26 protein-coding genes are annotated in these 24,393 nt (G+C 71.6%); 18 read left to right on the plus strand and 8 right to left on the minus strand.

The window, feature by feature from the left end; genetic code table 11:
- Nucleotides 1–104 precede the first annotated feature (104 nt).
- From ACZ7OU_RS45455 to ACZ7OU_RS45480, 6 genes are all read right to left on the minus strand, one after another.
- Nucleotides 105–1,460, minus strand: coding sequence for an FAD-dependent oxidoreductase (locus ACZ7OU_RS45455; protein WP_470260025.1), 1,356 nt, complete (start codon nucleotides 1,458–1,460; stop codon nucleotides 105–107).
- Nucleotides 1,453–2,115, minus strand: a complete 663-nt coding sequence (locus ACZ7OU_RS45460) for a VC0807 family protein (protein ID WP_470244948.1) — start codon at nucleotides 2,113–2,115, stop codon at nucleotides 1,453–1,455. The genes ACZ7OU_RS45455 and ACZ7OU_RS45460 overlap by 8 nt, the downstream gene beginning before the upstream one ends.
- Entirely contained in the window at nucleotides 2,112–2,714 is a 603-nt protein-coding gene (locus ACZ7OU_RS45465; protein ID WP_470244947.1) for a TetR/AcrR family transcriptional regulator, read from the minus strand. The genes ACZ7OU_RS45460 and ACZ7OU_RS45465 overlap by 4 nt, the downstream gene beginning before the upstream one ends.
- A gap of 70 nt (nucleotides 2,715–2,784) precedes the next feature.
- Nucleotides 2,785–4,089, minus strand: a complete 1,305-nt coding sequence (locus ACZ7OU_RS45470; RefSeq protein ID WP_470245685.1) for a GGDEF domain-containing protein — start codon at nucleotides 4,087–4,089, stop codon at nucleotides 2,785–2,787.
- Between the two features lie 632 nt (nucleotides 4,090–4,721).
- Nucleotides 4,722–5,474, minus strand: a complete 753-nt coding sequence (locus tag ACZ7OU_RS45475) for a glucose 1-dehydrogenase (protein WP_470260026.1) — start codon at nucleotides 5,472–5,474, stop codon at nucleotides 4,722–4,724.
- 22 nt (nucleotides 5,475–5,496) lie between these two features.
- Nucleotides 5,497–6,084: a TetR/AcrR family transcriptional regulator gene (locus tag ACZ7OU_RS45480; protein WP_470260027.1), complete on the minus strand. Its 588-nt coding sequence runs from the start codon at nucleotides 6,082–6,084 to the stop codon at nucleotides 5,497–5,499.
- A gap of 121 nt (nucleotides 6,085–6,205) precedes the next feature.
- Here ACZ7OU_RS45480 and ACZ7OU_RS45485 point away from each other — a divergent pair, with 121 nt between their 5' ends.
- Together ACZ7OU_RS45485 and ku are read left to right on the plus strand one after the other, a co-directional pair.
- On the plus strand, nucleotides 6,206–6,565 hold the full coding sequence (locus tag ACZ7OU_RS45485; RefSeq protein WP_470244944.1) for a hypothetical protein: 360 nt from the start codon (nucleotides 6,206–6,208) through the stop codon (nucleotides 6,563–6,565).
- A 52-nt stretch (nucleotides 6,566–6,617) separates the two neighbouring features.
- A complete protein-coding gene (ku, locus tag ACZ7OU_RS45490; protein ID WP_470260028.1) occupies nucleotides 6,618–7,484 on the plus strand; it encodes a non-homologous end joining protein Ku in 867 nt (288 codons plus the stop codon).
- Nucleotides 7,485–7,763: 279 nt separating this feature from the next.
- Here ku and ACZ7OU_RS45495 read toward each other — a convergent pair whose 3' ends face one another.
- Nucleotides 7,764–8,228, minus strand: a complete 465-nt coding sequence (locus ACZ7OU_RS45495; RefSeq protein ID WP_470260029.1) for a MarR family winged helix-turn-helix transcriptional regulator — start codon at nucleotides 8,226–8,228, stop codon at nucleotides 7,764–7,766.
- Between the two features lie 9 nt (nucleotides 8,229–8,237).
- Entirely contained in the window at nucleotides 8,238–10,028 is a 1,791-nt protein-coding gene (locus tag ACZ7OU_RS45500) for an ABC transporter ATP-binding protein (RefSeq protein ID WP_470244941.1), read from the minus strand.
- Nucleotides 10,029–10,246: 218 nt separating this feature from the next.
- On the opposite strand from ACZ7OU_RS45500, the gene ffh reads away from it, so the two are divergent.
- The 16 genes from ffh (at nucleotide 10,247) to ACZ7OU_RS45580 (ending at nucleotide 24,361) form a co-directional block, all read left to right on the plus strand.
- Nucleotides 10,247–11,782 (plus strand): signal recognition particle protein, encoded by a 1,536-nt coding sequence (ffh, locus tag ACZ7OU_RS45505; protein ID WP_470244940.1) that lies wholly within the window; start codon nucleotides 10,247–10,249, stop codon nucleotides 11,780–11,782.
- Nucleotides 11,779–12,855, plus strand: a complete 1,077-nt coding sequence (locus tag ACZ7OU_RS45510; protein ID WP_470260030.1) for an amidohydrolase family protein — start codon at nucleotides 11,779–11,781, stop codon at nucleotides 12,853–12,855. Before ffh ends, ACZ7OU_RS45510 begins: the two co-directional genes overlap by 4 nt.
- 46 nt (nucleotides 12,856–12,901) lie before the next feature.
- On the plus strand, nucleotides 12,902–13,627 hold the full coding sequence (locus ACZ7OU_RS45515) for a CPBP family intramembrane glutamic endopeptidase (protein ID WP_470260031.1): 726 nt from the start codon (nucleotides 12,902–12,904) through the stop codon (nucleotides 13,625–13,627).
- 104 nt (nucleotides 13,628–13,731) lie between these two features.
- On the plus strand, nucleotides 13,732–14,535 hold the full coding sequence (locus ACZ7OU_RS45520; RefSeq protein ID WP_470260032.1) for a lysostaphin resistance A-like protein: 804 nt from the start codon (nucleotides 13,732–13,734) through the stop codon (nucleotides 14,533–14,535).
- A 183-nt stretch (nucleotides 14,536–14,718) separates the two neighbouring features.
- On the plus strand, nucleotides 14,719–15,162 hold the full coding sequence (gene rpsP / locus ACZ7OU_RS45525) for a 30S ribosomal protein S16 (RefSeq protein ID WP_086855878.1): 444 nt from the start codon (nucleotides 14,719–14,721) through the stop codon (nucleotides 15,160–15,162).
- On the plus strand, nucleotides 15,159–15,398 hold the full coding sequence (locus ACZ7OU_RS45530; protein WP_003103110.1) for an RNA-binding protein: 240 nt from the start codon (nucleotides 15,159–15,161) through the stop codon (nucleotides 15,396–15,398). The genes rpsP and ACZ7OU_RS45530 overlap by 4 nt, the downstream gene beginning before the upstream one ends.
- A 19-nt stretch (nucleotides 15,399–15,417) precedes the next feature.
- Complete coding sequence (gene rimM / locus ACZ7OU_RS45535; protein ID WP_470260033.1) at nucleotides 15,418–15,930, plus strand: ribosome maturation factor RimM; 513 nt, start codon at nucleotides 15,418–15,420, stop codon at nucleotides 15,928–15,930.
- A gap of 1 nt (nucleotide 15,931) precedes the next feature.
- The gene (gene trmD, locus ACZ7OU_RS45540) at nucleotides 15,932–16,678 is read left to right on the plus strand and encodes a tRNA (guanosine(37)-N1)-methyltransferase TrmD (RefSeq protein ID WP_470260034.1); all 747 of its coding nucleotides are present in this window, start codon (nucleotides 15,932–15,934) and stop codon (nucleotides 16,676–16,678) included.
- A 166-nt stretch (nucleotides 16,679–16,844) separates the two neighbouring features.
- Nucleotides 16,845–17,213 carry a 50S ribosomal protein L19 gene (gene rplS / locus ACZ7OU_RS45545; RefSeq protein WP_155545319.1) on the plus strand — a complete coding sequence of 123 codons (369 nt, stop codon included), beginning with the start codon at nucleotides 16,845–16,847 and terminating at the stop codon, nucleotides 17,211–17,213.
- A 31-nt stretch (nucleotides 17,214–17,244) separates the two neighbouring features.
- Nucleotides 17,245–18,183, plus strand: coding sequence for a signal peptidase I (gene lepB / locus ACZ7OU_RS45550; RefSeq protein WP_470260035.1), 939 nt, complete (start codon nucleotides 17,245–17,247; stop codon nucleotides 18,181–18,183).
- Nucleotides 18,184–18,274: 91 nt separating this feature from the next.
- The gene (locus ACZ7OU_RS45555; RefSeq protein ID WP_470245684.1) at nucleotides 18,275–19,117 is read left to right on the plus strand and encodes a ribonuclease HII; all 843 of its coding nucleotides are present in this window, start codon (nucleotides 18,275–18,277) and stop codon (nucleotides 19,115–19,117) included.
- On the plus strand, nucleotides 19,114–19,437 hold the full coding sequence (locus ACZ7OU_RS45560; protein ID WP_003096226.1) for a DUF2469 domain-containing protein: 324 nt from the start codon (nucleotides 19,114–19,116) through the stop codon (nucleotides 19,435–19,437). Before ACZ7OU_RS45555 ends, ACZ7OU_RS45560 begins: the two co-directional genes overlap by 4 nt.
- A 260-nt stretch (nucleotides 19,438–19,697) precedes the next feature.
- Entirely contained in the window at nucleotides 19,698–20,075 is a 378-nt protein-coding gene (locus ACZ7OU_RS45565) for a YraN family protein (protein WP_470244934.1), read from the plus strand.
- On the plus strand, nucleotides 20,075–21,586 hold the full coding sequence (locus ACZ7OU_RS45570) for a YifB family Mg chelatase-like AAA ATPase (protein WP_470260036.1): 1,512 nt from the start codon (nucleotides 20,075–20,077) through the stop codon (nucleotides 21,584–21,586). The genes ACZ7OU_RS45565 and ACZ7OU_RS45570 overlap by 1 nt, the downstream gene beginning before the upstream one ends.
- Nucleotides 21,587–22,113: 527 nt before the next feature.
- Complete coding sequence (gene dprA, locus ACZ7OU_RS45575) at nucleotides 22,114–23,274, plus strand: DNA-processing protein DprA (RefSeq protein WP_470260171.1); 1,161 nt, start codon at nucleotides 22,114–22,116, stop codon at nucleotides 23,272–23,274.
- Nucleotides 23,275–23,377: 103 nt separating this feature from the next.
- Entirely contained in the window at nucleotides 23,378–24,361 is a 984-nt protein-coding gene (locus ACZ7OU_RS45580; protein ID WP_470260037.1) for a tyrosine recombinase XerC, read from the plus strand.
- The last annotated feature ends 32 nt before the right edge of the window (nucleotides 24,362–24,393 follow it).

Below are 24,393 nucleotides of genomic sequence, written 5' to 3' on the forward strand. Positions count from 1 at the left end.
CGTACGCCGAGCCGAGCCGAGCCGAGCCGAGCCGAGCCGAGCCGAGCCGAGCCGAGCCGAGCCGAGCCGAGCCGAGCCGAGCCGAGCCGAGCCGAGCCGAGGGCTCAGCTCGCCGAGCGAGCGGCGGCCGCGTGCTCGGGTGCGCCGAACCAGCGGTGCAGCGCCTCTTCCAGGTCCGGGCCACCGGACCACGCCACGTAACCGTCGGGCCGGACGAGCCGCGGCTCGGCACCGGACCGCGTCTCGACCCGGTCGGCCCAGCCCGCAGGCAGCGCCGCGCCGGTCAGCACAGCACGGCCGTCGGGCGCGACCGGAACCTCGGTGCGGCCGGACACCCCCGGGTACGTCAGCCCGATGCCCGAGATCTCGAGGGCGACGGCGCGGCGGGCCTCGGGGACGGCCAGCAGCCCCGTGACGACCTCGCGCACGGCCGCCGCGTCCGGGTCGGGTACGCCGAGCACCGCCTGGGCGCGGGTGCTGACCAGCACGCGGGCGGCGATCGGGTGGCGCTCGTCGTGGTAGCTGTCGAGCAGGCCATCCGGTGCGGTGCCGCGGACCGTCGCGGCCAGCTTCCAGCCGAGGTTCGCCGCGTCCTGCAGGCCCAGGTTGAGCCCCTGGCCGCCGACCGGCAGGTGGACGTGCGCGGCGTCGCCGGCGAACAGCACCCGGCCGTGGCGGTAGCGCTCGAGCTGCCGGGACGCGTCGCCGAAGCGTGACGCCCACAGCACTTCGCCCACCTCGATGCCCGGTCCGTGCGCGGCGGTCAGGGCCCGCTGCAGCTCGCCGGCCGTGACCGGTTCGCCGCGGCCGAGCCGCTGCTGCTCCTCGCCGAAGACGATCGTCCGGTAGCGACTGCCGGACAGCGGGAGCAGGTATCCCGACGCCGACGACGGCAGCTGCCAGGCGTCCGCCAGGCCGGTGGGCTTGGCCGCCAGCCTGACGTCGGCGACGACAAGCGAGATCCGCGCCGGGCTGCCGGGGAAAGCAGCTCCCAGCAGCGTGCGGACCGCGCTGTGCCCGCCATCTGCGGCGACGAGCCAGCCCGCCCGGTGCTCGCGCCCGCCGGCAGTGACAGTGACGCCCTCGTCGTCCTGCGCCACTGCGGTGACGGCCGCGTCGCGCAGCACCGGGGTGCGCAGCCGCGCCTCGATCGCCGCCGCGACGTGGACCTGTTCGACGCCGAGCTGGTATGGGAAGCGCGTCGGCAGATCGGTGTAGTCGATCGGGAAGCCCGAGAAGTGCCCGGCGGGCAGCTTCGCCGCCACGTGGGGCTCGATGGCGGCGAGCAGGCCGCGGTCGGCCAGCACCTCGACCGACCGGGGCTGCAGGCCGAGGGCCTTCGACTGCGTGGTGGGCCGGGCGTCGCGTTCCAGGACCAGCACGTCGAGCCCGGCGCGCTCGAGTTCGAACGCGGTCAGCAGGCCGGTCGGGCCGGCGCCCGCGACCAGGACGTCAGGCATCGAGGTTCTCCTTCTTGAGGTACCAGAGGTGCCAGACGATCAGGAGCCCCAGCGCGCCGAACCACGCCACGTTGGTGACCAGCGCGATGAGGTCGATGGGCAGCGTGTAGACGAGCACGATGTGCAGCACCGCGCCGGCCAGCAGCACCGCACCCCAGGCAGCCGTGTTGATCCGCAGGCCGCGCCGGAACCGGGCGTCGGTGTCCCAGCGGCTCACCCACGCCTCCGCGCCCTCGGCGCCGCGCTTGACCTCGGCGATCGTGCGGCCGAGCGTCAGCTGCGCCGGCCGGCCGACGAACACCGAGACCAGCATCCACGCGCCGAACACGCCACCCAGCGCGGCGGTCCACCCTTCGCGGATCACCAGGGTGCGCGGGTCGTCCGAGAGCAGGCCCAGCACCACCGACAGCACCATGACGCTCAGCGTCACGAGGGCGACGAGGTCGACCTTCCGGTTGCGCACGATGGTCCACACCACGTACGGCGCGGCGAATAGGACGCCGGCCATCAGCGCCCACCACTGGTCGACGCCGGCGGCGCGCAGGCCGTAGAACAAGGCCATCGGGATGAGCACTTCGAAGACGACGGTCAGGACGTTCGCGCGGATCACGCGGCGCAGACCGGCGTCGGGAGCGGGTTTCGCGTCGATCATCATTCGGGTTCCCCAGTGGATTCGGGTGCGGTCGCCCGCACGTAGAGGTCGGCGAGCTCACGGCCGATGCGCGTGAGCTCGGTGGGTGCCAGTCCGGCCGCGGCCGCCGTCGCGACGACGGCGTCGAGGCCGGAGGTGAGGGCGAGTGCGGTGATCCGGGCGTCGAGCGGGCCGAACGCGCCCGCCGCGTGCCCGGTGCGGAAGTGCTCTTCGAACAGCGCGAGCCGCCCGTTGACGCCGGGGCTCTGCGAACCGGCGTTCTTCACCAGGTCGATCAGCGCGCGGACTTCGGCCGGGTGCTCGCCGACGAGCTCGACGTTCGCTTCGACGAAGGCGCGCAGCTGCGCGACGTGCCCGACGGCGGCGTCGATGCGAGGCCCCATGAACGCCCCGGTGATCTCTTCGATCTCCGTGACGCACGCCGCGAGCAGGTCGTCCTTGCCCTTGAAGTGGTAGCTGATCATGCCGGTGCTCGACAGGCCCGCCTGCTTCGCGATCCGGCTGAACGACGCCTTGGCGAAGCCCTCCTCGGCGATCACTTCGATCGCCGCCCGCACGATCTGGGCCCGCCGGCCGGACTCGGTGAACGTTCTTGCTCGCATGAGCAAAATTTAGCTCAGCCGAGCAAATTTGACAAGTCGCCTGGTCAGGGGCGGGAAATGGGGGAGTGGGTCAGGCGGTGGCGGTGCCGTCGACGACCCGGTTGCGGCCCGCGTCCTTGGCTCGGTACAGGGCCTTGTCCGCGGCCTGCAGCAGGCGCTCGACGGCCGTGCCGCCGTCCGGGTACGTCGCGACGCCGATTGAGGCCGACAGGGCGTCGATCACGCGAAGGTGGCTGCCGTCCTCGTACTCGACCTTCAGCGACTCGATCGCCGACCGGACGCGCTCGGCGACCGCGAGCACCGCCGCCGGGCCGATGTCCGGCAGCAGGACCACGAACTCCTCGCCGCCGAAGCGGCCGACCGAGTCGTAGTCGCGAACCGCGCTCTTGATCGTCGCCGCGACCGCGCGCAGCACCGTGTCGCCAGCCAGGTGACCGTGCGCGTCGTTGATGAGCTTGAAGTAGTCGAGGTCGATCATCAGGACGCCGAACGTGCTTCGTGAGCTGCGCTGGGCGCGGGCCAGTTCGCGCGAAGCGAGCAGGTGCCACCCGGTCGTGTTGAACAGGCCCGTCTTCTCGTCGGTCGTCGCGGCGATCTCCAGCTGCTTGATCAGCACCGCCCGGTGCAGCACCAGCAGGGGCGGCACGATCGCGACGGCGAGCGCGGGCAGCGTCGCCAGCGTCAACGCCGTGAGCAGGCCCAGGCAGAGCGTCGCGACCTCGAGGAGGTTGTCGCCGAGGCCGCCGAAGAATGCCTTGATCGTGCGCTTGGTGATCGTCAGCGCCGGGACGATCGTGATCGCCGCGACCAGGAAGTACGTCACCGCGGCCAGCGCGATGGCCGTGATGCCGCGCCAGCCCGCCGTCAGCGCCGCGTACATGTCGCCGACGCCGAGCCGGGCGAGCACGAACTCGGCCGAGTAGCAGGTGATGACGACCAGCGTCGCGTTCAGCGTGGTCCGGAACGGCGGGACGCGCTTCATCCGCGCGAGGCTGCGCGTCGCCAGGTGCAGGTATAGGACGGCGATCAGGGCCGTGACGAGCGCGGGCGGCAGGAGCAGCACGCCGGCGAACGTCCAGACCGACGTCAGGTTGATGTGCGGGGTGTCGGACACCAGCCGCCGGACGCGCTCGATCTGCCGGCCGAGCTCCGCCTGCAGCACACCGAGGGCGACGAGGACGCCGAAGACGACCAGATCCCACGAGTGGACGGGCACCACGGCGGCGGTCCAGACGGTGGCCACGAGCGCCACCGACTCGACGAGGAAGCAGTAGAAGATCAGCGATCCGCGCTGGCGCCAGAGCGTCCAGTGAGCAGGGAGAAGCGCCCCACGGATCCGGCCCACGCGGGGTTCGGCCGGACGGGCGCCGTCCATACTCAAGGCGGGTGCAACTCCCCTGGGTGATCCGACGATCCGCGTCCACTTCACCACATCGGGCGACGGCGATCGACGATTGCCACACGTTCGGAGCAGCGAAGGGAGGTCGCCATGCGCAACCGCGAATCCTGACGCCCCGACCGCCGTCCGCGCCGACGCCGGAGGGAGGCCGTCATGCGCAATCGCGAATCCTGAGCCGCCGAGTCCCCCGCTGGAACGCCCGAGAGGAGACGTGCCGTGCGCAACCGCGAGTCCTGAGCTGCGGCGATCCGAGTCCGACGCGGGAGAGGAGAGCCCCGTGCGTAATCGCGAGTCCTGAGTCCACGTCCACCTGTCGCGGCGCCTGGAAGGAGAGCTTCGTGCGTAATCGCGAGTCCTGAGCCCACGTCCACCTGTCGCGACGCTCGAAAGGAGAGGCCCGTGCGCAACCGCGAGTCCTGAACCCACGCCCCGTTTGTCCCGCCCCCGCGAGAGGAGAGCGCTGTGCGCAACCGCGAGTCCTGACCACGCCGAACACCCGGTCCGTCCCAGCAGGAGAGGGGAAACGTCACCATGCGCAACCGTGAGTCGTGAACTCCCGCCGGAGGAGCTCCGGCCACCCCAGTACCCGCGGGCGCGGGTGGGACCGCTCAGGCGGTCGCGCCGCCGTCGACGACCAGGTCGTGCCCCACGGTGAAGGCCGCTTCGTCCGAAGCCAGCCACAGCACCGCGGCGGCCACCTCGGCGGTGGCCCCCACCCGGCCCAGCGGGATCGCGTCCTTGAGCCGTGCCGCGCGGTCCGCGTCCGTCTCGCCGGGACGCAGCGACATGTCCGTATCAGTCGCCCCCGGGCTGACCGCGTTGATGCGGACGCCGTCGGCGATGTGGTCGCGCGCCGCCGTGCGGGTCAGCACGCTGACCGCCGCCTTCGACGCCGCGTACGCCGCCATGTTCGGCAGCCGTCCGTGCGCGCCGATGTTCGACGCCATGTTGACGATCGCGCCGCCTCCGTGCGCCCGCATGTGCGCGACTTCGTGCTTCAGACACAGCCAGGTCCCGGTGACGTTCGTGGCCATCACCGCCGCGAAGCCGTCTTCGTCGAGGTCGGCGACCGGGGCCGGCGACCCGAGGACGCCCGCGTTGTTGAACGCGACGTCCAGCCCGCCGTGCCGCGCGACGACCGTCTCGACCAGCCGCGCCACGTCCGCCGAGTCGGTCACGTCGACCGTCTCCGCGCTCGCCGCGTCCCCGATCTCCTTGACCGCGGACGCGAGCCGCTGCTCGTCCCGGCCCGCGACGACGACCGTCGCGCCCTCGGCCGCGAACGCCTTCGCCGTCGCCAGCCCGATGCCCGAGCCGCCGCCGGTCACCAGGACGATCTTGCTTGCGAACCGTGCCCCCATGTCATCCTTCTTTCTGGTCCAGTCATTCTCGAATGAGTACGCGCATCGCCTGCGAGACGGCCGCGTCCAGCCGGGTCGCCGCGTCCGTGCCCTTGCCCAGGACGCGCAGTCCCTGGAGCACGGTGAGCAGGAACCGCGCCAGGGTCGCCGGGTCGCTGTCGCCGGGGAGCTCGTCCTGGGTCCTGGCGCGTTCGAGCGCCATGGTCAGGGCGACTTCGAGCGTGTCCCAGCTGCGCTCCACGATCCGGGCGACCGCCGGATCGCGGGGGAGCAGCTCGATCGCCGCGTTGACGACGAAGCAGCCGACGGGCCCGTCTTCGCCCAGGATGTCCGCGACATAACCGTCGAGCAGCTGCCGCACCGCCGTCACGCCCGAGCCCGGTTTCGACAGCTCGGCCATGACCCGGGTGTCGGTCCGCTCGGCGTACCGCTTCAACGCCGTCACGTAGAAGTCGTGCTTCGTGCCGAAGGTCGCGTACAGGCTCGCCTTCGCGACGCCGAGGTGCGTGACGAGGTCGCTGACCGACGTCGCTTCGTAGCCTTGACGCCGGAAGAGCGCGAGCGCGGCGTCGCAGGCTTCGTCGACGTCGAACTCCTTGACCCGGGACATGATCGAAACCCTAGCCAATTCGAGAACGATCGGTCAAATAAGCGAGCGGCGGTGTGTCGCCTCCGATGACGGCGGGTGCGGTGGCACCATGGCTGATCTGGCCGTCCGGAGGGGGTGAGCGATGCAAGACCTCACGCTGCCGCCGACGGTCGTCGCCACCCACCTGCGGTCCTGCGCCGAAGAGCTCGCCGCGAGCCTGCGCTGCGGCGGCCCGGGCGCCACGACCACCGAGCTCACTGACGTCGTCGCGCACCTGATCGCGGGCCAGGAGGCCATTTCCCACGCGCTCGCCGGCCTCGCCGCCCGCGTCGAAGGCGGTGCGGACGCGCTCGCCGCGGCCCCGCCCCTGGACGTGGAGGTCGTCACCGAGGTGCTCCGCGAGGCGGCCATCGCGGCCCGCTGCGCGGCCGAAGCGCTCGGCGAGGTCACGCCGTCGTTCGAATGTGTGAGCGAGTCCGTCGCGCCTGACACCCGTTTGTAGCTGTCGGGGCGCGCGGGCGCTTGTCTAGCCTGGAGCTGCGGAGGTGGCTCTCATGCGCGCGATGTGGATGGGCACGATCGGGTTCGGCAGTTACGCCATTCCGGTGAAGGCGTACAGCGCGACCGAGGACCGCGAGATCCCGCTGCACCAGGTGCACGAGGCCGACGGCGGCCGCGTCCGGGTCAAGCGGGTCTGCGAGGTCGACGGCGCCGAGGTGCCGCCCGAGCAGATGGTCCGCGGGTACGTCGTGCCCGGTGGTGACGTCGTGCTGCTGTCGGACCACGAACTCGCGTCGCTCCCGATGCCCGGCCGCACGATCGCGATCCGCGGCTTCGCGCCGCTCGCCGACGTCGACCCGATCTGGTTCGCGAAGAGCTACTACCTCGAGCCGGAGCCGGCGGGCACGAAGCCGTACCTGCTGTTCAGTGAGGCCCTGCAGCAGTCCGGGCGGATCGCGCTGGTCACGGTCGCGCTGCGCCGCCGCGAGACGCTCGGCGCGCTGCGCGTGCGCGACCAGGTGATCGTGCTGGAGACGATGCTGTGGCCGGACGAGGTCCGCACGCCCGACTTCCCGTTCCGGCACGCCGACGTCGACATCCGGCCGGGCGAGCTGCGGCGCGCGGTGAACCTGGTCGAGGAGCTGACCGGCGAGTTCGACCCGGGCCGGTACCCCGACCGTTACCGCGAGGCGTTCCAGGCGTTGGTCCAGGCGAAGATCGACGGCGCCGAAGTCGTCCAGCCGACGGCGGCCGCGCAGGCGGAGGGCGTCACGCGGCTGCTGGCGGCCCTGCAGGAGTCGGCGTCCGAAGCCGAGGATGCGCGCAACGCGGCCGTCTCGAAGGCCAAGGCCGCCGCGTCGAGGGCGGCGAAGGCGCGTACGACGGCGAAGCGGGCCGCGACTCGCGCGAAGACGTCCTGAGTATTACTACCCACGGGTAATTGAGGGTTCTCCCACTGCTGGCGGGTGCTCCGGCGCGGCAGACTTCGTCCTGCCAGCGGGTACCGGACCGCAGGCGAGGGGGAGGGAAACCGGACGGCCCCTGGGGAGGTGAGCCGTCCGGGCACCAGGGTTCCGGGGCGGGCCGACGGAGGAGCGGTCCGTTCCCGGAACCCGTGTCGCACCGCGGGGAGGCGGCGCGAACGAAGGGGGTGTCTTGAAAGCCGCCGTGGAGGGATCGAGGGGTCTCCACGGCGGCTTTCAGGCGTCCGCCACCCGCGTCAGCAGCTCCGACGCCAGCTTCAGCAGCTGCCGTTCCGTCGGGGACAGCGTCGACTCCATCGCCGCCGCCAGCCAGCGCTCCCGCTGGATGCTGTACTCGCGCAGCACCGACAGTCCTGCCGGCGTGATGCTGATCAGCGACCGCCGGCCGTCCGCCGGGTCGGGGGTGCGCGTGACCAGCTCGCGGCCGGTCACCCAAGCCAGGATCCGGGTCAGCGACTGCGGCTGCAGCCGTTCCGCCGCCGCCAGCTCCGACGGGGTGTGCGTGCCCGCCCGGTAGAGCCGGCTCAGCACCGCCAGCACCGCCGGGCCCGGGCCGTTCGGGTCGCTTTCGGCGCGCATCCGCCAGTTCAGCCGCCCGACGCCCTCGCGCACCCGCCAGGCCAGGTCGGCCAGCTCGGTGTCCGCGCTGACCGGTGCGGCGACGTCGGGTTCGGGCTGCATGGCCCCAGGCTATGCGGTTCCCCGGACCAGCCGGGCATAACGCCCGTCGCGCGCCAGCAGCTCCTCGTGCGTCCCGCGTTCCACGATCCGGCCCTCGTGCAGGACCACGATCTGGTCGGCGTGCTCCACAGTGGACAGCCGGTGCGCGATCGTCAGCGTCGTGCGGCCCGAGGCGAGCCGGTCGAGCTCGGCCTGCACCGAGCGTTCGGTGCGGGTGTCGAGCGCGCTGGTCGCTTCGTCGAGGATGAGCACCGGCGGGTTGCGCAGCAGGATCCGCGCGATCGCCATCCGCTGCTTCTCGCCGCCGGAGAAGCGGTAGCCGCGCTGGCCGACGACCGTGTCGTACCCCTCGGGCAGCCCGGCCAGGGTGTCGTGGATGTGCGCGGCCTTCGCCGCCGCCTCGATCTCGTCGTCGGTCGCGTCCGGCTTCGCGAAGCGCAGGTTCTCCCGCACGGTGTCGTGGAACAGGTACGTCTCCTGTGACACCAGCCCGACGCCGGCGGCCAGCGACGCGAGCGTGACGTCGCGGACGTCGGTGCCGTCGATCTCCACGGACCCCTCGTCCACCTCGTAGAGCCGCGCGACCAGGTAGGCGAGCGTCGTCTTGCCGGAGCCGGTCGAGCCGACCAGCGCGGTGGTGGTGCCGGCGGGGACGTCCAGGTCGATGTCGTGCAGCGTCCGCGGGCCGTCTTCGTCGTAGCGGAACGAGACCCCGCGCATCGCGACGTCGCCGCGACGCACCGCCAGCTCGGTGGCGCCCGGCTTGTCGGCGATCTCGACCCGCAGGTCGAGCACCTCGAAGATCCGGCCGAACAGCGCCTTCGACGTCGCCACGTTCTGCCCGATCGTCTGCATCGCGGTGGCCGGCGCGACCAGCCGGTTGAGCATGCTGGTGAAGGCGACGACGGTGCCGAGCGAGATCGGCGACGCGCCGCCGGCCAGCGCGAGCCCGGCGATCCAGTACACCAGCGCGGGGATCACCGTCAGGCTCATGCCCCGCGACGCGATCTGCCAGCGCCCGGCCAGCGCGGCGGCGCGTTCCAGCGTCGCGATCTCCCGGGACTCCTCGCCGAAGCGCGCCCGCATCGCGCGTTCGTTGCCCATCGTCTTGGCGAGCAGCACGCCGGTGACCGACAGGGACTCCTCGACCATCGTGGTCAGCCGGGCCATCCGCCGCGTGCGGCCGCGGGCCAGCGTCCGCCGCTTGCGGCCCAGCCGCAGCGTGAACGCCAGGAACAGCGGCACGACGATCAGCGAGAGCGCCGCCAGCTGCCAGTCCAGCACGATCAGCGCGACCGTGATGGCGATCGTCGTGGTCGCGTTCTGCACGACGGACCCCGCCGTCGTGGTGATCACGTTGTCGACGCCGCCGATGTCGTTGAACACCCGCGAGAGCACTTCGCCGCTCTTCGTCCGGGTGAAGAACCCGAGGGACATCCGCTGCAGGTGGCCGTAGACCGAGACGCGCAGCTCGTTCATCACCCGCTGCCCGATCGTGTTGGACAGGCCGGTGGTGGCGACGCCGAGGGAGCCGCTGCCGACCGCGCAGACGATCATCCCCGCGGCGAGCAGGCTGATCAGGAGCGTGTCGCGGTGCGGCAGGGCGTCGTCGAGGATCTCCCGCAGCAGGAACGGCGAGACGACGCCGAGGCCGGCCTGCAGCACGATCAGCGAGAACAGCGCGGCGAGGGGTCCGCGGTGCGGGCGGAACAGGCCGGCGATGCGCCGCAGGGGGACCGGTTCGTCGGCGTCGGTGGCCGGTTCGGCGAGTGACGGACGGGGTCTGGTCGCGGAAGTCATACACGCATGTTTACCGAATGTGGCTGTGGTTGCCACTGAATTTCCGCAGTTAAAGCCAATTTTACTGTGTTCTAGCGCGCGAAGTAGTACACCTCTGTGTACTAATCGCGTGCGCGACCTTCGCGTACCCGCGAGGCGGGGGAGCCGGAGCGACTACCCTCGGGAGGGCCGGCCTCGTCCGGCGCGCCACTCTCGACCCAGCTGGAGCGTGCACACCCGTGTTCGACACCCTCTCCGATCGGCTCACAGCCGCCCTTCAGACGCTCACGCGCAAGGGCAGGCTGTCGGACGCCGACATCGACGCCACCGCGCGCGAGATCCGCATCGCGCTGCTGGAGGCCGACGTCGCCCTCGGCGTGGTCAAGACCTTCATCGCGAAGATCAAGGAGCGGGCGAAGGGCGCCGAGGTTTCCCAGGCGCTCAACCCCGCGCAGCAGGTCGTCAAGATCGTCAACGAGGAGCTCGTCGGCATCCTCGGCGGCGAGACGCGGCGGCTCAACCTCGCCAAGAACCCGCCGACCGTGATCATGCTCGCGGGCCTGCAGGGTGCCGGTAAGACGACGCTCGCGGGCAAGCTCGCGCTGTGGCTGAAGAAGCAGGGCCACGCGCCGATGCTGGTCGCCTGCGACCTCCAGCGCCCGAACGCCGTCACGCAGCTGCAGGTCGTCGGCGAGCGCGCCGGAGTCGTCACCTTCGCCCCCGAGCCGGGCAACGGCGTCGGCGACCCGGTCGACGTCGCCCGCCGCGCCATCGCCGAGGCGAAGCGCGCGCAGCACGACGTCGTCGTGGTCGACACCGCGGGCCGCCTGGGTGTCGACGAAGAGCTGATGAAGCAGGCCGCGGACATCCGCGACGCCGTCCAGCCGGACGAGACCCTGTTCGTCGTCGACGCGATGATCGGCCAGGACGCCGTGACCACGGCCGAGGCGTTCCGCGACGGCGTCGGCTTCACCGGTGTCGTGCTCACGAAGCTCGACGGCGACGCCCGCGGTGGTGCCGCGCTGAGCGTCCGCGAGGTCACCGGCCAGCCGATCCTCTTCGCCTCCAACGGCGAGAAGCTCGAGGACTTCGACACCTTCCACCCCGACCGGATGGCGTCGCGGATCCTCGGCATGGGCGACGTGCTGACCCTGATCGAGCAGGCCGAGCAGGCCTTCGACCAGGACCAGGCCGAGCAGGCCGCGGCGAAGCTGTCGAGCGGCCAGCTCACCCTGGAGGACTTCCTCGAGCAGATGCTCGCGGTCCGCAAGATGGGCCCGATCGGCAACCTGCTCGGCATGCTGCCGGGCGCCGGCCAGATGAAGGACCAGCTGGCCCAGGTCGACGACAAGCACCTCGACAAGCTGCAGGCGATCATCCGCGGCATGACCCCGGCCGAGCGCGACAACCCGAAGATGATCAACGGGTCGCGCCGGCTGCGCATCGCCAACGGTTCCGGCGTCTCCGTTCGCGAGGTCAATGACCTGGTCAACCGGTTCTTCGAGGCCCGCAAGATGATGGCCCAGATGGCCGGCCGGTTCGGCTTCGGCGGCGGGGGCGGCTCGAAGACGCGCAAGGGCAAGAAGGGCAAGAAGGGCCGCGGTCCGACGCAGCCCAAGGTCCGTGGCGGCTTCCCCGGCGGCATGCCGATGCTGCCCCCGGGCGGTCAGATGCCGGGCGGCATGCCTGACCTGTCCAAGCTGGGCGGCATGAACGACGTCCCGGGCTTCGACCCGACGAAGTTCAAGCTGCCGAAGAACCCCAAGGACAATTGAGCACCGCGCTCCACGTCGCCGGGGTGATCCTGCCCGGCGGCGAGTCCGGGGAACTCTGGATCACCGGCGGCCGGATCTCGTTCGAGCCGGTGCCGGACGCCGAGACGCTGGGCCGGGACGTCTTCCTGGTGCCCGGCCTGGTCGACGCCCACTGCCACCCGGGCATCGGCGTCGGCGGGCCGGTCTCCCTGGAAGAGGCGACCGAGCAGGCGCTGGCCGACCGCGCCGCGGGCACGTTGCTCATCCGCGACTGCGGCCTGCCGATCGACGTCCGGCCGCTGCAGCACCGCGCCGACCTGCCGACGATCATCCGCGCCGGGAAGCACCTCGCGCTGGCCAAGCGCTACATCCCGGGTCTCGGCATCGAACTGGACGACCCGTCGCAGCTGCCGGACGCCGTCGCCGAGCAGGCTCGTGACGGCGACGGCTGGGTCAAGCTGGTCGGCGACTGGATCGACCGCGGCGCCGGCGACCTGGCGCCGCTCTGGCCGGACGACGTCCTCGCCGAGGCCGTCAAGGTCGCGCACGACCACGGCGCCCGCGTCACCGCGCACGTGTTCGGCGAAGCCGCGCTGCCCGGCCTGATCGCGTCCGGAATCGACTGCCTCGAACACGGCACCGGCTTGAGCGCCGACCAGCTCGGCGAGCTGGCGCGCGCCGACGTCGCGCTGGTGCCGACGCTGATCAACATCGAGAACTTCCCGGGCATCGCGGACAAGGCGGGCAAGTACCCGGCGTACGCGGACCACATGCGCGCGCTGCACGCCGGCGTGGGCGAGATGGTCGCCACGGCCATCGAAGCGGGCGTACGCGTCTTCGCCGGCAGCGACGCCGGTGGCATGGTCGAGCACGGCCGGCTCGTCGACGAGATCGAGGCGCTGCACCGCGCGGGCATGACCCGCGAGGCGGCGCTGGCGAGCGCGTCCTGGGCCGCCCGCGACTGGCTCGGCCACCTGGGCATCGCCGACGGCGCACCCGCCGACCTGCTCGTCTACGCGAGCGACCCGCGCGAGGACCTGGGCGTCCTGCGGCACCCGGGGCACATCGTGCTCGGCGGCGTCGTGTACGCGTAGACCCCCGCCGTTTTCCTTGCGGGAGCGGCACTTTAGCGTGGGGCGCGTGACGGACGACGACGGCGCACGGCGCGTGCTGGGTGCGCACTGGTGCTTTGCGGCGTTCTTCGCGGGGATCGCCGGCTACTACCTGATCAACCTGATCATCGCCGCCGCGGTCAACCGCAACGTCGGCGAGTTCGACCCCCTCGAGCTGCACGACATCGGCCCGCTGCTGCTCCTGGCGTTCGTGCCCAACCTCCTGCTCGGCCTCGGCCCGGCGGTGGGTTCGTGGCGCTGGGGGGAGGGCCTGCGCGCGGACTTCGGGCTCAAGCCGACCTGGCGCGACGTCCGGATCGGCCTCGCCTGCGGCGCGCTCGCGCTGGTCGTCGGCTACGGGCTCAACCTGGTCCTGATCGCCGTCTACGGCGCCGACGACGTCTCCGACAGCCCGCTGAGCGACCTCGCCGACACCTTCGACGGCGACACCGTCTGGCTGGTGCTCGCCGCGGTGATCGTCATCGCCGGCGCGCCGATCACGGAGGAGCTGCTGGTCCGCGGCACGCTGTGGAACGCGCTGCAGTTCCACCGGGTCCCGCCGTGGGTGGTGCTCCTGCTCACCTCGCTGGTGTTCGCCCAGCTGCACGGCGAGCCGACCCGCACGATCGCCCTGTTCGGCCAGGGCATCGCGATCGGGCTGGCCCGGCACCTGTCCGGCCGGGTGAGCGCCGGGGTGATCGCGCACGCGGCGAACAACCTGCCGCCGGCGGTACTGCTGTTCGTCGCGCACTGAGAGTGTTGCGATGATCGATGGACAGTAGTCGGACGGATACTGTGTGATCACTCTCCGGCGGCTAGGCTCGGGACCAGGAGCCGACTGATCGCGGAGGGCAACGCGTGACCACTTCCCAGCCCCGGGACCCGGCTCCCGACGCCGCGCCGTTCCCCGAGCCGGAGGAACCCGCCGCGACCGCGTTCCTGCCGCCCGCGCGGCGGCACCGGTGGGGCTTCGGCGCCTTCCTGCTCGTCGAGGCCGTGCTGCTGTCCTCCGCCGCGTTCGTGTCGGTGCTGGTCGGCGACACCGGCCCCGGCCCGCTGCCGATCCGGGTCGTGCTGCTCGGCACCATGCTGCCGACGATGATCGCGGCCGGCGTCGCGGTCCTGGTCACCTACGTGCGCGGCAACGGGCCCGTGATCGACCTGCGGATCGAGTGGCGCTGGGCCGACGTGAAGACCGGGTTCCGCTTCGGCTGCGTCGGGCTCGTCTTCACCACCCTCGGCGCCTACCTGTGGACGCAGCTGGTCGGCAACGCCAACGCGACGTCGGCGATCAGCGCGCTGGTCGAGGACCGGAAGATGTCGATCTCGGCGGCCATCGTGATGTTCGTCTACCTGTGGCTGCTCGGGCCGATCTGTGAGGAGATCATCTACCGCGGCCTGCTCTGGGGCGCGGCCGAACAGCTGCAGTGGCGCAGCGAGCGCTGGGGCCGTGTCGCGGCGTTCCTGCTGTGCACGGCGGTGTTCGCGGCCAGCCACCTCGAGCCGCTGCGCACGACGTTGCTGCTGGTCATCGCGGTGCCGATCGGGCTGGCGCGGCTCGTCACCGGACGGCTGCCGGCGAGCATCGTCGCGCACCAGGTGAACAACTTCCTGCCGGCGCTCACCATCCTGCTCGGCGCGCTCGGAGTGGCTTCGTTCTGAGCCGCTAGCCAGGCCTCTTTCCCGGTGCGCGGGGGCTGTCTGGCAGAATGAGTCACTGCTTGCTTCCGCCGGACCCTCTCACCGCGCGAAAGCTCCTGACCTTCGGGTGCCCGCGTCCGTGTCCCCACTCGGCTCGCGAGTGCCCACCCCAGCATCAGAGAGATACGAGGAGTACCCACACCCGTGGCCGTCAAGATCAAGCTGCAGCGCCTCGGCAAGATCCGTGCGCCGTACTACCGCATCATCGTCGCCGACGCGCGCACCCGCCGGGACGGCAAGGCCATCGAGACGATCGGCAAGTACCACCCGAAGGAAGAGCCGAGCCTCATCGAGGTCGTCTCCGAGCGCGCCCAGTACTGGCTGGGTGTCGGCGCGCAGCCGACCGAGCCGGTCCAGCGTCTGCTCGAGATCACCGGTGACTGGCAGAAGTTCAAGGGCCTGCCGGGCGCCGAGGGCACCCTGAAGGTGGCCGAGCCGAAGCCGTCCAAGCAGGACCTGTTCAACGCGGCGCTGGCCGCCGCCGGCGAGGAGCCCTCCGCCGAGGCCACCACGCCGAAGAAGAAGTCCGCTCCCAAGAAGGCCGAGGCCGAGAAGGCCGAAGCCGCCGAGGGTGAGAAGGCCGAGTGAGCTTTCTGGCTGACTCCCTCGAGCACCTGGTGCGCGGGATCGTCGACAACCCGGACGAGGTCCGGGTCGAGCTGCTGACCACGCGTCGTGGCCGCACGCTCGAGGTGCACGTGCACCCCGACGACCTCGGCAAGGTGATCGGCCGCGGTGGTCGCACGGCGACCGCCCTGCGCACCGTCATGGGTGGCATCGGTGGTCGCGGCGTCCGCGTCGACGTCGTCGACACCGACCGTTGATCCCAGTTTCGGACCGGTCATGGACGTCGTAGTCGGTCGCATCGCCAAGGCGCACGGAATCCGCGGGGAGCTCGCGGTGGACGTGCGCACGGACTCGCCGGAAGAGCGGTTCCGCGTCGGTGCGGCCGTGACGACCAAGCTGCGTGACGGCAGCACAAGGGAACTCACCATCGCAGCCGCCCGCGAACACAGCGGGCGGCTGCTGGTGCGTTTCGAGGAGGTCCTGACCCGCGACGTCGCCGAGACGCTGCGGGGCGCCCTCCTGCTGGCCGACACCGCCACGCTGCCCCCGACCGGCGACCCCGACGAGTTCTACGACCACGAGCTGGCCGGCCTCCGCGCCGAGCTGCTCGACGGCACGGTCGTCGGCAAGGTCGTCGAGATCGTGCACTCGGCGGCGGGCGAGCTGCTCGAGCTCGACGTCGACGGCCGCGAGGTGCTGGTGCCGTTCGTCCGCGCGATCGTCCCCACGGTCGACGTCGACGGCGGCCGGGTCGTGCTCGACCCCCCGGAAGGGCTTCTGGACGCCTGAGATGCGCATCGACGTCGTCACGATCTTCCCCGAGTACCTCGACCCGCTGCGCGCCGCGCTGCTGGGCCGGGCCATCGACCGCGGCCTGATCGAGGTCGGCGTGCACGACCTGCGCGACTGGACCCACGACGTGCACCGCGCGGTCGACGACGCGCCGTACGGCGGCGGGCCCGGCATGGTGATGAAACCGCAGATCTGGGGCCCGGCGCTGGACGACGTCTGCCGTCCGGAGACCCGGCTGGTCGTGCCGACCCCGGCCGGCCGGCCGTTCACCCAGGAGCTCGCGCACGCCTACGCTTCAGAAAAACATCTGGTCTTCGCCTGCGGCCGGTACGAGGGCATCGACCAGCGCGTCGTCGACGATGCCGCCAAGCGGATGCCGGTCGACGAGGTGTCGATCGGCGACTACGTCCTGGTCGGCGGCGAGGCGGCCGTGCTGGTCATGGTCGAGGCCGTCGTCCGGCTGCTGCCCGGTGTTCTGGGGAACTCGCGGTCCGCGGCCGAGGACTCGTTCTCCGACGGCCTGCTCGAAGGGCCCAGCTACACGCGTCCCGAGGTGTGGCGGGAGCTGCCCGTGCCGGACGTGCTGCGGTCCGGGAACCACGCCCTGATCGACCGCTGGCGCCGCGACCAGGCCCTGGAACGCACCGCCCACCGCCGCCCGGATCTCCTGGCGCGGCTGCCGGAAGGTAGCCTCGACAAGCACGATCGCGGGGTCCTGGAGGGCTTGGACCCCGAACAGGCTTAGCCCGGTTACTTTACGTCTGAACCGGTCTGCAATACTTGACAGGTTGGCGTGAGTGGACCTCGTCGTCCACGAGCCCGCCAGCAGCCCCCTTGGGTCGCCCGCAGCTGCACCATTGCGCGCCCAGGGACGTGTACGCAAGCCATACGAAGACGAGGACGGACCACCGATGAACACCCTGGACGCGCTGGACAAGCAGTCACTGCGTTCCGACATCCCGGCCTTCCGCCCGGGCGACACGCTCAAGGTGCACGTCCGCGTCATCGAGGGCAACCGTGAGCGCAACCAGGTCTTCCAGGGCGTCGTGATCCGCCGTCAGGGCGGCGGCATCCGGGAGACCTTCACCGTTCGCAAGGTCTCCTTCGGCGTCGGCGTGGAGCGCACCTTCCCGGTGCACTCGCCGAACGTGGCCGAGGTCGAGGTCCACAAGCGCGGTGACGTGCGGCGCGCGAAGCTGTACTACCTGCGCGACCTGCGCGGCAAGAAGGCCAAGATCAAGGAGCGCCGCGAGAACCGCGAGACGGCCTCGGCTAACTGAGTCACAACCCGGTTACCGGTAGCCTGACGACGTGGCCGAACCCGTGTCCCAGAACGCTCCTGAGGATGACCCCGATCGCTCCGAGGAGGACCAGCCCAGGCGGTCCCGCTCCGAGGAGCGCGGGGGATCCCGACGGCGGCGAGCCAAGCCCGCCAAGAAACGGTCGTTCTGGAAGGAACTTCCGATCCTGCTCGTGATCGCCCTGGTGCTCACGATCCTGATCCAGACGTTCCTCGCGAAGGTCTTCATGATCCCCTCGGGATCCATGGAGGCCACCTTGCACGGGTGCCCTGGCTGCACCGGTGACCGCATCCTCGTCGATCGGGTCACCTACGACTTCACCGAGCCCTCTCCGGGCGACGTGATCGTGTTCAAGGGTCCGCCGGCGTGGGTCAACAACGAGATCGCGCCGCAGGAGTCGAGCAACATCATCGTCCAGGGCCTGCGCGGTCTCGGCTCGCTGGTCGGGTTCGCCCCGCCGGACGAGCGCGACTTCGTCAAGCGCGTGATCGCGGTCGGCGGCCAGACCGTCCAGTGCTGCGACACGCAGGGCCGGGTCGTGGTGGACGGCAAGGGGCTCGACGAGCCGTACGTCCACTGGGAAGACCCGTCCAACCAGAACGAGCGCGCCTTCGAGCCGGTCAAGGTCCCCGCGGGGACGGTCTGGGTCATGGGCGACAACCGCAACAACTCCGACGACTCCCGGTTCCAGGGCGGCGGCGGCGTGAACGGCGCGGTCCCCGTGGACAACATCATCGGCAAGGCGCGGATCATCGTCCTGCCGCCGGGCCGGTGGGGTGGCATCACCGACTACAACGCGCAGGAAGCGGCTCAGCCGGCGGCGCTCGGCGCGCCGGGGTGGCAGAGCGGTCTCCCGCTCGGTGCCGGCATCGCGGCGGCCTGGCCGGCGCTCTTCGTCGGGCGCAAGCTCAAGTCCGGACTGCGCCGGGTGGCCGGGCGGAAACGCTAGCCACCCCGATCCGTGCCGGCAGACGGGTGATCCAGCCTTGACTCTTCCCGTTCCCCTCACCGCGGCCGAGCCGATCCGGCCGCCGCGGGCCGTGGTGCGCGGCGACCTCTTCTGGGGTCTGCAGGGCGCGCTCGACCGCCGTGGCCTCGGCCCGGTCGCCGGTGTGGACGAAGCCGGCGCCGGGGCGTGCGCGGGGCCGCTGGTGGTCGCGGCCTGCGTGCTCAAGCAGGGCGACGCGGCGAAGCTGACCGAGCTGACGGACTCCAAGCTGATGACGGCCAAGGCGCGCGACCGGGTCTACGACCTGGTCCTCGCCCGGGCCGTCGACTACTCCGTGATCGTCATCCCCACCGCGGAGGTCGACCTCTACGGCATCCGGGTGATGAACCTGGAGGGCATGCGACGCGCCGCGGCGGCGTTGCGGGTGTCCCCGGGCTACATCCTCACCGACGGTTTCCGGGTCCCGGGCCTCACGGCCCCGAACGCGGCGGTGATCAAGGGCGACCGTTCGGTGGCGTGCATCGCGGCCGCGTCGGTGCTGGCGAAGGTGACGCGCGACCGCATCATGGCGGGCTACCACGACGACTTCCCGCACTACGGTTTCGACGTGCACAAGGGTTACAGCACGTCCGACCACCTGGCGGCGCTGCGCGAACACGGGCCCAGCGACGTCCACCGCTGGTCGTACACGAACGTCGCGACGGTGGCCGTCAAGCACGGCGTGCGGCCCGCGCGACCGGTCCTGCTGACCTACGCGGCGCTGGAAAAAGCCGTTGAGACGGGGTCCGCCGCGGGCCTGGCCGCGGTCCTCGACGAAGCACTCGAGCCACAACTCAGCCTGCCGCTGCATGCCCCGGCCGCGGGTGTGGGTCACAATGAACGCTCCGCCGGCGGAGCAGCAGCACGATCCCGAGGAGGGGCGCGGATTTCATGAGCGCAGAGGATCTCGAGAAGTACGAGACCGAGATGGAGCTCTCGCTGTACCGCGAGTACCGCGACATAGTGGGTCAGTTCTCGTACGTGGTGGAGACCGAGCGGCGGTTCTACCTGGCGAACGCGGTCGACGTCCAGGTCCGCGACGGCGGCGGCGAGGTGTACTTCGAGGTCCGCATGTCCGATGCGTGGGTCTGGGACATGTACCGCCCGGCCCGCTTCGTCAAGCACGTCCGCGTCATCACGTTCAAGGACGTCAACGTCGAGGAGCTCGACAAGCCGGACCTCCGGCTGCCCGAAGACGGCCCGTTCTCGGGCTGAGCTGGTCCTTCACCCGCGCCGGTTCGTCCTGGACGAGCCGGCGCGGTTTCGTTCTGCCCTGGCCGCCTTAGCACAGCGGTCCGACAGTTTCGCGCTGTTCGCCGCGTTCCGTGGACCGTTGTCCACATACCCCCGGTTGTCCACAGGCCGGCGTTTTCGGTCTGGTTTCGCCGCCTCGTGCGCTGGCATCGTCGAACGCACACGCACCGTGATCGCCGGGACCGCCCCGGTGACCGGCGCACCGACGAGGGGCGAACACGATGACGGGCACCGACCAGCTCGCAAGACACCGCCGCGACCTGGGCGCGTGGGGAGAGGATCTCGCCTCCCGGCACCTGCAGGATCGCGGCCTCGTCCTGCTGGGCCGCAACTGGCGCTGCCGCGAAGGCGAGATCGACCTCATCCTCACCGACCGCACGCGAGTGGTCTTCTGCGAGGTCAAGACCCGCACGGGCACCGAGTTCGGCCTGCCATCGGAGACGGTCACGGAGGAGAAGGCCGGCCGCGTGCGCCGGGCCGCGCAACGCTGGTTGCGCGAGTTCCGCATCGGCTGGTGCCAGGTCCGCTACGACGTGGTGACGATCCTCGCCGAGCCGGGCAAGCGCCCCCGCGTCCAGCACATCGAGGCGGCGTTCTGATGCCCATCGCCAAGGCTTGGTCGGCGGCCCTCCTGGGCATCGACGGCCGGGTCATCGAGATCGAAGCCGACCTGGGCGGCGGGTTGAGCCGGGTCACGCTCGTCGGACTCCCCGACGCGGGACTGCGCGAGGCGAAGGACCGCGTCCGTTCCGCGGTGCGCAACTCCGGTCAGCCTTGGCCCGACGGAAAGGTGACCCTGGGCCTGTCTCCCGCCAACCTGCCGAAGGTCGGCTCGGCGTACGACCTCGGTATCGCGGCGGCCGTGCTCGCGGCGACGGGCGCCGTCCCCGCGACCCGGCTGCTCGGCAGTGTGCTGCTTGGCGAACTCGCCTTGGACGGCCGGATCCGCGCGGTCCGCGGCATTCTGCCGGGCCTGCTCGCGGCACGCACCGCCGGCTACGAGCGAGCCGTCGTGCCGATGGATTCCCTCAGTGAGGCGGCGCTCGTCGACGGAATCGACGTCGTGGGCGCGTGTCACCTGCGCGACCTGGTGGCTTGGCTCAAGGGCGAAGCCGACTTGGCACGTCCGGAACCACCGGGTCCGACGCTCCTGCCGCCGGCACCGGACCTGGCGGACGTCGTCGGCCAGCCGGAGGCGCGCTGGGCCCTCGAGGTCGCCGCGGCGGGTGGGCACCACCTGCTGCTCACCGGACCGCCCGGAGTGGGCAAGACGATGCTGGCGAAACGCCTGCCCAGTCTGCTGCCGCAGCTGTCACCGGAGGAGTCGCTGGAGGTCACGGCGGTGCACTCGGTCGACGGCTCGCTGTCGAAGTCCTCGCCGCTGGTCGTGGTGCCGCCGTTCGTGGACCCGCACTATTCGATCTCCATCGCGGCGTTGATCGGCGGCGGCAGCGGAATCGCGTCGCCCGGCGCGATCAGCCGCGCCCATCGCGGCGTGCTGTTCCTCGACGAAGTTTGCGAGTTCGGTGCGCAGTGCCTCGAGTCGCTGCGGACCGTGCTCGAAGAGGGCGAGGTGCGCATCGCCCGGGTCAAGGGTTCCATCACGTACCCGGCGCGGTTCCAGCTCGTGCTGGCGACCAACCCGTGTGCGTGCGCCCCACCGAAAGAAGCTGACTGCGTCTGCTCACCGACTGCCCGCCGTCGCTACCTCGCCCGGCTCTCCGGACCGCTGCTCGACCGCGTCGACCTGCGAGTGCGGTTACGGCCGTTGAGCGCGATCAGCGCGCACGACACGGGGGCGACGGAATCGTCGGAAGCCGTCCGCGGACGAGTGCTCGAGGCGCGCGAACGTGCGGCATTCCGATGGCGTGAGCACGGCTGGCTGTCCAACTCGGAGGTGCCCGGCTCGGCCCTCCGACGGCAGTTCGCCTTGGCCCACGACGCGACAGCCCTGCTCGACCGCGCGATGGAACGCGGAGCCTTGAGCGGTCGCGGAGCCGACCGGTGTTTGAGGATCGCCTGGACATTGGCCGACCTGGACGGCGAGCCAAGTCCAGGCACAGACCAGGTCGGCTCGGCCCTGGCCTTCCGAGAGCGGGTGGCGGCATGACCCCTGACGAGCCACGCCGTGCCGCGGGTGGCGGCATGACTCCCGACGAGCTGCGCGAGACAGCCGCAGGCGGCGAGCTGCGCCCCGGCCGGCAGAACGATGCTCGCTTGCCTGCGGCCGGCGCGTCGAACCCCGACGAGCCACGCCGTGCCGCGGGTGGCGGCATGAGTCCAGTCGAGCCTCGCCAGGCTTTCCCCGCCGCAGGCGGAGGTGCGGACCTCGGCGAGGTGCGCCAGGCGTTTTCTGCCGCATCCGGAGGCGTGAGTCTCGGCGAGGTGTGTCAGGAGCGTCCTGTCGCGGGCGGTGGGGTGAGTTCCGGCGAGGTGCGTCGAGCGTCCTCTGCCGCAAAGGGCGGCGTGAACTCCGCCGAGCTGCGCCAGGACCTTCCTGCAGCAGGCGGCGACGTTGGCCCCAGCGAGCCGCGACACGAGATTCCTGCAGCAGGCGGCGACGTTGGCCCCGGCGAGTCGCGCCACGAGATTCCTGCCGCAGGCGGCGGCACGAACTCCGATGGGGCGCGCCAGGCTGTGCCTGCGGCAGGTAGCGGCAAGGGCCCCGACGAGCTGCGCCGAGCCCGTGCCTACCTCCTCCGTGTGGCCGAACCCCCGGCTCCGGCGCTGGTCGCCTTCGTAGCCGAGGTCGGCCCCGTGGAGGCCGCCGCCCGGGTCCGTCGAGGCGACTGTCCGCCCGGAGTGCTCAAGGCGACCGAAGCGCGCCGCGAGTACGACCTCGTCGGCCAGGACTTCGCGCGGGCCGGTGCGGCTGGTGCCCGGCTGGTCGTTCCCGAGGACGACGAGTGGCCCGCCTGGCCGCTGCTCGCCCTCGATCTCGCGGCCCGGCGCGGCGTGACCGAAGCCGTGTCGCCGCTCGCGCTCTGGGTCTCCGGTGACGTCGCGCTCGGTACCGCCGCCGATCGCGCCGTGGCCGTCGTCGGGGCGCGGGCGGCCACCGAGTACGGCGAGCACCACGCCGCCGAGCTGGCGTACGGGCTGGCCAGCCGCGGCGTCCCCGTTTTCTCGGGGGCGGCCTACGGCATCGACGGTGCCGCCCACCGCGGTGCGCTCGCCGCCGGAGGGGTCACCGTCGCGGTGCTCGGCTGCGCTGTCGACGGCGGCTATCCGGCGGGGCACGTCGGGCTGTTGAACCGGATCGTCCGCAACGGCGGCGCGGTCGTCAGCGAGTACCCGCCCGGCACCCCGCCGGCCCGGCACCGCTTCCTCGTCCGCAACCGGCTCATCGCCGCCCTCACCGAGGGCACCTTGGTCGTCGAGGCCGGGCGCCGCAGCGGTGCGCGCAACACCGCGAGCACCGCCGGCGCCCTCGGCAAGGTGGTGATGGCGCTGCCGGGACCCGTCTCGTCCGGGATGTCCGTCGGCTGCCACGAACTGATCCGCGACTCCCGGGCGACGCTCGTCTCGACCGTCGACGAGATCCTCGAGACCGTGGGCCGCTTCGGCATCGCCGAGGACCAGGCCGCGCGGCCGAAACGGCCCACCGACCGGCTGGGTCCCGAGGCGCTGCGGGCGTATGAGGCCTTGGCCGCGCGCGCTGACCGTTCGGACGCCGAAATCGCGGCCGAATCCGGGCTTCCGCTGCGGAAAGTACGGGCCCTGCTGCCCGCGCTGGAGGTCGACGGATTCGCCGTCCGCGGGGAAGGGGGGTGGCGACGACGGAGGGAAAGCGCGTGAACGCCACGAATTCCCGGCGAAATCGTCGAAAGTGTTCGGCCGGTCCGGTGGGCCCGCGTGGCGATCCTTGACCGAGGGCGGTTGTTCGCGCAGCGTGACATCCATGCCGCCGCCATCACGCTCCGGCCGGGGCCGCCGGCCGGACCTGCGCGCGCTCCGGGCCGCGCTGCCCGGGCCGGTCCAGGCCGTCGTCACCGGCTACGAACGGCACCTCGGGCTGGAACGGGGCCTGTCCGCGCACACCGTCCGGGCGTACGTCGGCGATGCGGTGTCGCTGCTGGTGTTCGTCGTGGACGGTGGTGGCGGGCTCGCGGAGCTGGACCTCGCCCGGCTGCGGGCGTGGCTCGCCGCCCAGCAGTCCGGCGGGGCGAGCCGGACGACGCTTGCTCGGCGGGCCGCTTCGGCGCGGACGTTCACGGCCTGGGCCCACCGCACCGGCGTCCTCGCGACCGACCCGGGCGGGCGGCTCGCCGCCCCGCGGGCGCACCGCACCCTGCCCGGGGTGCTGCGCGCCGGGCAGGCGGGGGAGGTCATGCGGGCGTCGGCGGCCGGCGCGGCCCAGCGCGATCCTGTCGCACTGCGTGATCGCGCGATCGTCGAGCTGCTCTACGCCACCGGCATCCGCGTGTCCGAGTTGTGCGGGTTGGACGTCGGCGAAGCCGATTTCTCCCGTCGTGTCGTGACGGTGCTCGGCAAGGGCGGCAAGGAACGCGTCGTGCCGTTCGGCGTCCCGGCGGCGGAAGCGCTCGACGACTGGATCACCGGGGGGCGGCCGAAGATCGTCGCGGAAACCGCCGGTGACGGCGTCGAGCCCGCGCTTTTCCTCGGTGTCCGGGGGAAACGCGTCGACCCGCGCGCGGTGCGGCGCGTGGTGCACGACGCCGTCACGGCGGTGCCCGGAGCGACCGACATGGGGCCCCATGGCCTGCGACATTCGGCGGCGACGCATCTGCTGGAGGGCGGTGCCGATCTCAGGAGCGTTCAGGAACTGCTTGGTCACGCTACGCTTGCCACGACGCAGCTCTACACTCATGTGACCGTCGACCGGTTGAAAGCGATCCATGACCGAGCGCACCCCAGGGCCTGAGGCGGCCCGGGGAGTCTCGCCGGGGTCGTCAG

The sequence above is a fragment of the Amycolatopsis sp. NPDC114505 genome, assembly GCF_055633615.1.